This window comes from Idiomarina aquatica (genome assembly GCF_004362895.1).
Classification (GTDB): Bacteria; Pseudomonadota; Gammaproteobacteria; order Enterobacterales; family Alteromonadaceae; genus Idiomarina.
This window is the reverse complement of the sequence record NZ_SNXI01000034.1, coordinates 1-9761: the sequence shown is the minus strand read 5'-3', so window position 1 is coordinate 9761 and position 9761 is coordinate 1. Positions and strand designations below refer to the sequence as shown.

The window sequence follows — 9761 nt, the reverse complement described above, 5'->3', positions numbered from 1 at the left end:
GTGACCCCGTTCTTTAACTGGGTGCACCTATGGAACACCGGTGCCGCATTCAGTCTTTTTGCGAATGGTGGAGGCTGGCAGCGCTACTTTTTTATCGGAATCGCGGTAGTGGTCTCGATTTTTTTGATCAAGCTGATCCTTGAAAATCGTCATAAAGGAGAAGCCATCGCTTACAGTCTTATCCTCGGTGGCGCCATGGGCAACCTGATTGACCGGGTCTTTCGCGGCTATGTTGTGGATTCCTTTGATTTCTATTGGCGAGACTGGCATTGGCCGGCCTTCAACCTGGCTGATATTGCAATTGTCCTCGGTGCCTTACTTTTCGTTTCCAGCAGCTTGTTGGGTAAAAAAGCAAACACCAATGCCGAGCCGGATGGATCTGACTGACACCTACGCCTATACAACACCATGACCGAACTTCCCGACAACATCCTTCACCTGCCGCAATACCAAGTACTGGGCTGCAAATCAACCGACGACGAAATGCACTTCCAGGTGGACGTGCCCGATCCCATCGCCTGCGAGGAATGCGGCGTGCAGGGTGAGTTCGTACGGTTCGGCAAGCGTGACGTTCCCTATCGTGATCTGCCCATCCACGGCAAGCGGGTCACTCTCTGGGTGGTCCGCCGCCGATACACCTGCCGGGCCTGCAAGACAACATTCAGGCCCCAGCTACCGGAGATCGGTGGACGGATTCCGTATGACACTGCGGCTGCATGAGTACGTGGAGAAGGAATCCTTCAACCACCCCTACACCTTTGTGGCGGCACAGACCGGCCTGGACGAGAAGACGGTGCGCGACATCTTCAACGCCCGCGCCGAGTTCCTGGGGCGCTGGCACCGCTTCGAGACGCCCCGCATCCTGGGCATTGACGAGCTATACCTGAACAAGCGCTACCGCTGCATTCTGACCAACATTGAGGAGCGAACCCTGCTCGACCTGCTGGCCACCCGCCGCCAGGACGTGGTGACCAACTACCTGATGAAGCTGAAAGACCGGCAGAAGGTCGAGATCGTCAGCATGGACATGTGGAACCCCTACCGGGCAGCGGTCAAGGCTGTGCTGCCCCAGGCCCGTATCGTGGTCGATAAGTTCCATGTGGTGCGCATGGCCAACGGTGCCCTAGAGAGAGTGCGCAAGGGCCTCAGAAAGGAGCTGAAACCGTCCCAGAGCCGGACTCTCAAGGGAGACCGGAAAATCCTGCTGAAACGCGCTCACGAAGTCTCAGACCGGGAGCGCCTCATCATGGAGACCTGGACAGGCGCGTTCCCGCAACTGCTGGCCGCCTACGAGCACAAGGAGCGCTTCTACGGCATCTGGGACGCCACCACACGGCTCCAGGCAGAAGCCGCCCTGGACGAGTGGATAGCCACCATCCCGAAGGGCCAAAAGGAAGTCTGGAGCGATCTGGTCAGGGCAGTGGGAAACTGGCGCGAAGAGACCATGACCTACTTCGAGACGGACATGCCCGTCACCAACGCTTACACGGAGTCCATCAACCGACTGGCCAAGGACAAGAACCGTGAAGGGCGCGGTTACTCCTTCGAGGTGATGCGGGCACGAATGCTCTACACCACGAAGCACAAGAAGAAGGCACCGACTGCGAAGGTCTCTCCTTTCTACAAGAAAACCATCGGTTACGGACTGCCGGACTTCGCAGAGGAACTCAACTACGGAGTCGATCTATCAACCATCTGAGGGTGGTATCAGATTGATGGGGTGAAGGTGCCCCATCAACCATTAAATCCGTATACCCATAAATTCGTGCTTCTGATCAGAGATGAAAAGCTATACTTGTTGCTTTGGTTAGAGTGAATTAGCTATTTATCAACATTTTTCCATGGGCCGAACGCTATAAAGTAAAGAAGAATGATATTTGCGATAGGGATAACAATCAGAAGACCCAATGGACCAGGGTAGCCAACTCGTTGGCAGATACGCCATGCGGGAACAATAAAAATAGCTCCCACAATCAGCATCCATAGAAAGCCCATACCTGCGAACATTTCGTGATTCATCATTATCTGCTCCTTATTTGACATGCGTTAAAATGACGTTAGACTGAAGTTTATTAAATTGCAAAAAGCAGGGTGCTCGTGCTAATTCGAATTCTGTTATTAATGACAGTGCTATTGGTGTCGATGTCGTTTTCGCAAACGGCAGAAGCTCACGCATGTCATGATAACAGCCAAATGCAGCACAGCATGATGTACGAAGCCGACACAAACGATTGCGAGCATGAGACGCAAAAGCACAACTCGTGCTGTGCTGACATGACCATTCGGCATTGCTCCGGCGGCTCGGTTTTATTTGTCGGACAGTCTTCTTCGGTTAATGCCGCTGCAGTTAACCTCTCTGCCAAAGTCGATGCGCCCATCGACACCTCAATTCGTGCTAAACACGCGTCTAATTTATTCCGTCCCCCAATAATTACCGCTTAATAAGTTACTAGAAATTTAACACACGCTCGGCGTGTTTCCTTAAAACTTATTAATCGGTGAATAATTATGTCTATCAAACGCAATATCGCTGTTTTGGCGATGCTGTTTTCCGTGTCTGTATCTGCAACCGATGTAGAAGAGCAGCAACTAACCGTTCTAAAAGATCCCAACTGCGGTTGCTGTGAAAAGTGGTTACAAGCTTTACCCGATAGCTTTAGTGTGTCCGTACAACATCCGAACAACCTGACCCAACGAAAACGTGACTCCGGTATTAGTGCCGAGGTCCAATCCTGTCATACCGCTATTTCTAGTAATGGCTATGTCTTTGAGGGGCACGTTCCTCCTACATTGGTTTCTCATTATTTAGCTGGGAAAAAGTCAGAAAATGGCATTGGATTAACTGTTCCTGGCATGCCGGTAGGGTCTGTTGGTATGGAAATGGGTACTCGGTTTCAACCGTATACGGTTTATGAAATCAAAGAGGACGGTTCAATTACACCTTATCAGCAGATAGCAAGTTTAGAGCAGCAGCAAGCACTCTCAAATGGAGGGCTTTAGCTATGGGATTTGGCGGCATGAGTATGGTTCAGTTAGGAGTTTTACTGGTTATTGTCATTCTTCTTTTTGGTAGTAAAAAGCTACGAACCCTGGGCTCCGATCTTGGTAGTGCGATTAAAGGGTTTAAATCATCGGTTTCTGATGAGCCGTCTGATAAGGAACAGGACGTTCAACGTTATCAAAATTTAACCTCAAAAGAGGAGCGTCATAATGAGCAATGAGTTTAACAAAGGGCGTCGAAAGTTTATTAAATCTGCATTCACTGTGGCGTCTGCTTTAGCAATCGCCAAAGTAGCCCCAACTTGGGCTGCTCCTCAGGGACGCAGTTTTAAAGATCAGATCCTGACAAACGATGAGATTGATCTGACCATTGCAAAGTCCCCACTGCTCGTGGGAAATAAAGTAGGAGCACCAATAACCATCAATGGCCAAATGCCGGGCCCTTTGATTCGTTTAAAAGAAGGGCAGCGAGCAAAGCTAAATGTGACTAACCGGTTGTCGGAAGACACGTCAATTCACTGGCACGGAATTATATTGCCGGAGAATATGGATGGCGTGCCTGGCGTATCTTTCGAAGGGATAAAGCCAGGACGAACGTTCAAATACCGCTACGATGTCGAGCAAAACGGAACTTATTGGTATCACAGCCATTCCGGTTTGCAGGAGCAATTGGGACACCTGGGGCCGTTAGTGATTGAACCGAAAGACGGAGACATTGGTGCTGATCGAGAACATACCATTATTCTCAGCGACTGGACATTCGAAGATCCGGATACCGTGTTTCGTAACTTGAAAGTTGCGGAGGGGTACTATAACTATCAAAAACGTACGATATTTGAGACCTTCGAGGACGTGCGACAGCAAGGGTTAGAGAAAACCTGGAAGCAACGAGAAATGTGGGGGCAAATGCGAATGAGCCCCCGTGATATTGCGGATGTGACGGGCAGTACTTATACCTACCTGATGAATGGCCGCGATTCACAGATGAACTGGTCAGCATTGTTTAAGCCTGGTGAAAAAGTACGCCTGCGTATCATTAATGGTTCGGCAATGAGTTTCTTCGACGTAAGAATCCCTGGATTGGAGATGACGGTAGTGGCCGCTGACGGGCAGCCTGTGAAGCCAGTGCCAGTTGACGAGTTCCGCATTGGTGTGGCGGAAACCTACGATGTAATTGTCCAGCCTAAGCAAAACAAGCCTTACACTATTTATGCTGAGAGCTTTGATCGAAGTGGTTATGTCAGAGGTACATTAACGCCGGAACTTGGTCTTGAGGCTGAAGTGCCTGAACTACGGCAAGTTCCTGAGCGAGGCATGGCCGCTATGGGCATGGGAGCGATGGCGATGTCCGGTGATATGAAAGGCAATAGCATGAATATGAAGCATATGGGCGGCAATAACAGCCATATGACGCATAAAATGACACACAAAAAAGAGCTCCCGGTCGAAAACATTAAAATCAAACACCGTGAGTCCGGACATGGCGCCGGGGCGGCTATGATTGCTACAAACCCGGTAAGCCGTTTGCATGAACCCGGGATTGGATTGGAAGACGTTGATCATAAAGTCTTAGTGTATACCGACTTGGTCGGCGCGCATGAATGGCCGGATACGCGGGAGCCCGAACGACAGATAGAGCTGCACTTAACGGGTAATATGGAGCGTTACATGTGGTCTTTCGACGGGAAGAAGTTTACCGAAGTGGATGGCCCGGTTCAGTTTCATCATGGAGAACGACTGAGGTTGGTGATGGTAAACGATACGATGATGGACCACCCCATACACCTACACGGTATGTGGATGGAACTTGAAAACGGACAGTATCCACGCCCACGCAAACATACGATTAGCCTGAAGCCGAGCGAAAAAGTGTCGTTATTGATAACGGCAGACGCGCCGGGTAGTTGGGCGTTCCACTGTCACCTGTTGTATCACATGAAAGCGGGTATGTTCCGTGTGGTCAATGTCGCATAAGGAGGACAATTATGTACGGTAAATCATTATTAGTGGGTGCGGCGTTGTTGCCAGGTTTAGCAGTCGCCGGACATGCGAAAGAGGACTGGCCTGAACCCGTCAAAGAATATTACACCGGGCAAGTACTGTTCGATCGGTTGGAGTTAGCGCGAACCAACGAGGAAGAGAACCTAGCCGTCTGGGACATGATGGCTTGGTATGGCGGTGACTATCACCGAGCTGTTTTCAAGAGTGAAGGGGAGAATGTTCAAGACGACGGTGAGCCCACTGACTTGGAAAGTGCCGAACTGCTGTATGGATACTTGGTGTCTCCGTTTTGGTCGTTTCAGGCCGGTATTGGTACGCGAGGTACCTTATCGTCGGACGCGTCTATGGAAAATTATGCTGTCGTGAGTTTTATGGGGTTGGCGCCCTATTGGTTCGAAATGGATAACTCGCTGATGGTGAATGAAGAAGGCGACGTCCAATTTGTTAGCGAAACTGAGTACGAGTGGCAGCTCACACAAACATCGTACTTACAGCCTCGCATTGAGTTTACAGCCAACCTGACAGATTCAGACAAATATGAACGGCAAAGTGGCTTGAGCAACTTGCGTGTGGGGTTGCGTTATCGTCACGAAATCAGTCGTGAGTTTGCACCCTACATTGGTGTTTATTGGAACGGCGCGTTAGGCAACACGGCAGATGAAATGAAACGAATGGGTGAGGACACCACAGAAACAGGCGTGGTCCTTGGGGCCAGAGTTTGGTTTTAATTGATAATAAACAAAGAGGAAACAACATGAAAAACATACTTAAGTTAGCCTTCGGTACCACGTTATTTTTTAGTGCATGGGCCAGCGCTCACGTCGGCCTAACATCCAGTAGCCCGGAGGACGGTGCGACTTTGTCCGAGTCACCAACGGAAATTACGATGAATTTTTCCGGTGATGTTCGTCTGGCTAAAATTATGCTGCACTCAGATGACGGTAAAATGCATCCGCTGGACTTTTCGATGAGCATGACTCCCAAAGCAGCGTACGAAATCGCTGTTAAAAACAATTTGGCGTCAGGTGGTTATACGGTTTATTGGACGGCAATGGGTGGGGACAGTCATAAAATATCGGGTGATTTTAGCTTTGAGGTGAAATGATGACCCTTTGGAGTGTGGCCAGCGTTTTAACGTTGGCCTTTATATTCTGGCTTAACGCGGTGATGACCGCCTCGCCTTATATCGTTTATTTGTCCGGTTTAAAAAAGCAGTCTGAACGAAAGAATAGCCTTGTTGCGTTGCTTCTATTACTGGCAAGCCTTCTGTATTTTTTTCTGAAAGTCGGTAGTTTTGCTGCTGAAGGCTTTGCCGGCATGATTGACACGACCTACATGCAGTTTATATGGACCGGCCCTGTTGGGTTGTTCATCCAACTTCAGATAGCGGTTGCTATTGCTTGGATTGTTTACTCCGTTGTTAAGCTAAAACGTATAAAGTGGGTGCTATATGTTGTCGCCATTGGACTCATGGGATGGAGCTTTTTAAGTATTGGTCACGGCAGTGACGCCGTCTGGTGGGGAAAGCTAGCGCTTTTAACACACTTGTTAGTCGCTTGGGTTTGGTTCGGCAGTCTTAACTCATTGCGAAAGCTGGCAACGTCGGTACCGCTTGCTAAAGCGAAAGCCATTATGGAGCGTTTTGGTGTGCATATGTCTGCAGCGGTTCCAATACTCCTTATTGCGGGCTTGGTTATGTATCGTAGTGCAACAGGGCGATGGATGCCAGAGCTGCCGCTTACGTCGTATGACACGGTACTACTAGCGAAACTTGTGTTTGTGGCGCTGATTCTCCTTGTTGCCGCATTGCATAAATTAAAGTTCGTACCGCAATTAAATGATAACGCGGCCGCCAAGCGACTCAAAAACTCCATAACGGCGGAAATGGTATTGGCTGTCACTATTTTTACCCTGGCCTCTGCGCTAAGCAGCGCGTTTTCCCCTAGTTAATGTAAGGAATAATAAGAATGAAATTATTCATGAGTGTTTTTATGGTTTCGGTGCTGTTTATTTCAGCGCCTAGTAGTGCCGAGGAAGTATCTGAACCGACAGTTGTGCTTGATAGGTTTCGAACGGCTTTGACTGAAGGTGACACGGAAGTCGTTAAAGATGTGCTTTCCAATGATGTGTTTATCTTTGAAGGTGGTGGTGTTGAACGATCCTTGGCCGAGTACAGTGCTCATCACCTTAAGTCAGATATTAAGTTTAGCCAGGCGGTTCCTTCACAGTTGCTTGAAAGGACAGTACAAGAAGCCGATGGCCTTGCTGTGATCACTTCTCGGTATAGCGTTTCCGGGGAGTATAACGGGCGTGAGGTTGATTTAACGATGAATGAAACCGTAACCGTATCAAATACGACTGAGTCTGGCTGGAAAATTATCCGGATCCATTGGTCCAACTGAGTTCAATCACAGGAGCTGATTATGGCAGAACACGATCATGAACACGGACATCAGGATTATCAGAAAAGCAGCCTGAGTCTTTGGGGGGCGGTGTCGCTGGGGACTGGTGTGATGATTGGCGCTGGTATTTTTGCACTGACCGGACAAGTTGCTCAGCTGGCAAGAGAGTGGTTTGTCCTGGCGTTTGTGTGCGGCGGTATCATTGCCGGCTTTAGCGCTTACTCTTACGTTAAGTTGGCGAAAGCCTATCCGTCAGCGGGCGGTATTGCGATGTTCCTCAGTAAAGCTTATGGAAAAGGAAGTGTGACGGCGATATTCGCACTCTTGATGTACTTTTCTATGGTCATTAATGAAAGTCTAGTCGCTCGCACATTTGCGTCCTATACAAGCCAGTTAATTTCTTTTGAAGCGCAGTGGCTTATCCCTTTGTTGGCGGTGGGTTTGCTGGTCTTTGCGTTTTTTATCAATATTTTGAGTAATCAGTTTATTCAAACGTTCTCGTTTTTTATGGCCTTTGTTAAGACTTTAGGGTTGGTCATTTTAGCGGCTGGTGGTTTGTGGGCCTCAGGCATTCAGTTTGAATCGATATCGGCTATTCCAGAAGAAGCTACGGGTGGCGGTATTTTAGCGGGGATTGCTTTAAGCATACTTGCGTACAAAGGGTTTACAACAATAACCAATAGTGGCGGTGAAATTGTTGAGCCTAAGAGAAATGTCGGGCGTGCCATTATTATTTCGCTGATTATCTGCGCGTTAATATACGTTCTGGTCACTCTGGCGGTTGGCTCGAGCCTGTCCATAGATGAGATTGTGAAAGCGAAAGACTATGCGCTTGCTGAAGCAGCCAGACCCGTCTACGGTGAAACTGGACTCTGGGTGACGGTTGCGTTTGCAATTGTAGCAACGGTATCAGGAGTGATTGCCAGCGCGTTTGCCGTTTCAAGAATGTTAGCCATGTTGACCAATATGAAGCTTGTTCCACACAGTCATTTTGGCATGCCAGGTTCCATTCAGAAGCATACGCTGGTTTACACCATTGTTATGGCTATGATCTTAGCGGCATTCTTCGATTTGAGTCGAATTGCGTCACTGGGCGCTATTTTTTATATCGTGATGGACATTGCGATCCACTGGGGCGTATTACGGCATCTAAGGCAAAAGGTGAATGCCAATATTTACATACTTGTCAGCGCAATCACGCTAGACGTCATCGTTTTAGTCGCTTTTATATGGGTGAAATGGACGAGCGATCCGCTGGTGATTTGGGCGTCTCTTATCGGTATGGCATTGATTGCCGCTGGTGAGATTTTGTTTTTACGTAAAAAGCGTTAAGAAAAAGAGCGCATAGCGCTCTTTTTCTAGTTCATTGTAAAAAACATCCAGACAGCCATAGCGACCATCATGAGGTTTTCAGTGAGCGAAATGAAGCCTAACGGCACATTACTGGAGCCACCGACACAGGCACATTTTAGCTCGCGTTTGTCGACATAAACGGCTTTAAACACCGATATAGAGCCTACGATGCCGATGAATAATGCGACGGGTATGGATATGACATGGGCGAATTCGGCTGCCATTAACAGACCCGCCAAGCCTTCGGCATAGGGATAAATACGGCCATAAGGCACCCATTTTTTGGCGAGAAGATCGTAATTGAGAAACATGGTAGAGAACTTCTCTACGTCCTGGAGTTTGAGCAAGGCCAGAACCACCATAGAGAAACTGATGAACCACTCGATGGTTTGTACGGTAAATACGCGACCAAAAGACAACCACGACGTGGCTACAGAGAGGAGTGCCGTCATAGTAAATAATGCAATAACGGGTCGGTAACTGGTTGCGTCAGGGTCAGGAAGAGGCTTTCCAAGAAAGGCTCGAACCTCCTCGTACCCACCGATACGTTTATCACCAATAAACACTTGTGGAGTGGTATCGACGTCGTGCTTTTCCTTGAATTTGTCGGTTTTTTGACGACTCTCTAACAGATTGTCGTCTACTTCGAAGCCATTGGCTTTAAGTAAGTGCCGGGTTTTTAGCCCAAAAGGGCACTGGTGATCAGGCGTTGACATTCTGTAAAGCGTAGCTTTTTGAGTTGACTGACTCATAGCCAAGTTCCTTACGTAAAAGTTATGTATTCATGTACGCATTATAGTCGGCAAAAGATTAAAAGCATCAATAATCAGAAGAGGGTAAAAATTCATTAAAAATGAAAAGTTATTTTTATTTTGAAAAAAATGGACAACTTTTTTTATTGCTTTTCTAGTGACCTTTCCCCTGAAATAACACCATCTTATCGATGAAATTTCAGTTTTAAGCTACCTGTTTTGCAAACTCCACAGGGGGTAAATAATTTAACGA

12 protein-coding genes and 1 pseudogene are annotated in these 9761 nt (G+C 48.1%); 11 read left to right on the top strand and 2 right to left on the bottom strand.

Going from position 1 to position 9761, the window contains the following annotated elements:
• Window positions 1-387 (top strand): signal peptidase II (lspA, locus tag DEU29_RS13565; RefSeq protein WP_133540900.1); only part of this gene is annotated, 387 nt, incomplete at its 5' end.
• Window positions 388-408: 21 nt separating this feature from the next.
• A pseudogene (locus tag DEU29_RS13560) lies at window positions 409-1699 on the top strand (ISL3-like element ISPpu12 family transposase).
• A 122-nt stretch (window positions 1700-1821) separates the two neighbouring features.
• Here the strand turns inward: DEU29_RS13560 and DEU29_RS13550 are convergent.
• A complete protein-coding gene (locus DEU29_RS13550) occupies window positions 1822-2022 on the bottom strand; it encodes a hypothetical protein (RefSeq protein WP_006956255.1) in 201 nt (66 codons plus the stop codon).
• 75 nt (window positions 2023-2097) lie between these two features.
• Between DEU29_RS13550 and DEU29_RS13545 the strand changes: the two genes are divergently transcribed.
• The 9 genes from DEU29_RS13545 (at window position 2098) to DEU29_RS13505 (ending at window position 8735) form a co-directional block, all read left to right on the top strand.
• Window positions 2098-2442, top strand: a complete 345-nt coding sequence (locus DEU29_RS13545) for a hypothetical protein (RefSeq protein ID WP_053954071.1) — start codon at window positions 2098-2100, stop codon at window positions 2440-2442.
• 66 nt (window positions 2443-2508) lie between these two features.
• Window positions 2509-3000: a DUF411 domain-containing protein gene (locus DEU29_RS13540; RefSeq protein WP_053954070.1), complete on the top strand. Its 492-nt coding sequence runs from the start codon at window positions 2509-2511 to the stop codon at window positions 2998-3000.
• A 2-nt stretch (window positions 3001-3002) separates the two neighbouring features.
• The gene (tatA, locus tag DEU29_RS13535) at window positions 3003-3221 is read left to right on the top strand and encodes a twin-arginine translocase TatA/TatE family subunit (protein ID WP_053954069.1); all 219 of its coding nucleotides are present in this window, start codon (window positions 3003-3005) and stop codon (window positions 3219-3221) included.
• On the top strand, window positions 3211-4974 hold the full coding sequence (locus tag DEU29_RS13530; RefSeq protein WP_053954068.1) for a copper resistance system multicopper oxidase: 1764 nt from the start codon (window positions 3211-3213) through the stop codon (window positions 4972-4974). The genes tatA and DEU29_RS13530 overlap by 11 nt, the downstream gene beginning before the upstream one ends.
• An 11-nt stretch (window positions 4975-4985) precedes the next feature.
• Complete coding sequence (locus tag DEU29_RS13525) at window positions 4986-5729, top strand: copper resistance protein B (RefSeq protein ID WP_133540898.1); 744 nt, start codon at window positions 4986-4988, stop codon at window positions 5727-5729.
• A gap of 26 nt (window positions 5730-5755) precedes the next feature.
• Window positions 5756-6106: a copper resistance CopC family protein gene (locus DEU29_RS13520; protein WP_011234483.1), complete on the top strand. Its 351-nt coding sequence runs from the start codon at window positions 5756-5758 to the stop codon at window positions 6104-6106.
• Complete coding sequence (locus DEU29_RS13515) at window positions 6106-6951, top strand: copper resistance D family protein (protein ID WP_006956246.1); 846 nt, start codon at window positions 6106-6108, stop codon at window positions 6949-6951. Before DEU29_RS13520 ends, DEU29_RS13515 begins: the two co-directional genes overlap by 1 nt.
• Window positions 6952-6968: 17 nt before the next feature.
• Complete coding sequence (locus tag DEU29_RS13510; protein ID WP_006956244.1) at window positions 6969-7403, top strand: YybH family protein; 435 nt, start codon at window positions 6969-6971, stop codon at window positions 7401-7403.
• Window positions 7404-7424: 21 nt separating this feature from the next.
• Window positions 7425-8735: an APC family permease gene (locus DEU29_RS13505; RefSeq protein WP_092841993.1), complete on the top strand. Its 1311-nt coding sequence runs from the start codon at window positions 7425-7427 to the stop codon at window positions 8733-8735.
• A gap of 26 nt (window positions 8736-8761) precedes the next feature.
• Here DEU29_RS13505 and DEU29_RS13500 read toward each other — a convergent pair whose 3' ends face one another.
• On the bottom strand, window positions 8762-9508 hold the full coding sequence (locus tag DEU29_RS13500; protein WP_126785264.1) for a MauE/DoxX family redox-associated membrane protein: 747 nt from the start codon (window positions 9506-9508) through the stop codon (window positions 8762-8764).
• Window positions 9509-9761 lie beyond the last annotated feature (253 nt).

Bases quoted from the DNA above. Each gene is read 5' to 3' on its own strand.
- DEU29_RS13505 (WP_092841993.1), top strand. From the start codon at position 7,425: ATGGCAGAACACGATCATGAACACGGACATCAGGATTATCAGAAAAGC.
- DEU29_RS13520 (WP_011234483.1), top strand. From the start codon at position 5,756: ATGAAAAACATACTTAAGTTAGCCTTCGGTACCACGTTATTTTTTAGT.
- DEU29_RS13540 (WP_053954070.1), top strand. From the start codon at position 2,509: ATGTCTATCAAACGCAATATCGCTGTTTTGGCGATGCTGTTTTCCGTG.
- DEU29_RS13510 (WP_006956244.1), top strand. From the start codon at position 6,969: ATGAAATTATTCATGAGTGTTTTTATGGTTTCGGTGCTGTTTATTTCA.
- DEU29_RS13515 (WP_006956246.1), top strand. From the start codon at position 6,106: ATGACCCTTTGGAGTGTGGCCAGCGTTTTAACGTTGGCCTTTATATTC.
- DEU29_RS13525 (WP_133540898.1), top strand. From the start codon at position 4,986: ATGTACGGTAAATCATTATTAGTGGGTGCGGCGTTGTTGCCAGGTTTA.
- DEU29_RS13550 (WP_006956255.1), bottom strand. From the start codon at position 2,022: ATGATGAATCACGAAATGTTCGCAGGTATGGGCTTTCTATGGATGCTG.
- DEU29_RS13530 (WP_053954068.1), top strand. From the start codon at position 3,211: ATGAGCAATGAGTTTAACAAAGGGCGTCGAAAGTTTATTAAATCTGCA.
- tatA (WP_053954069.1), top strand. From the start codon at position 3,003: ATGGGATTTGGCGGCATGAGTATGGTTCAGTTAGGAGTTTTACTGGTT.
- DEU29_RS13500 (WP_126785264.1), bottom strand. From the start codon at position 9,508: ATGAGTCAGTCAACTCAAAAAGCTACGCTTTACAGAATGTCAACGCCT.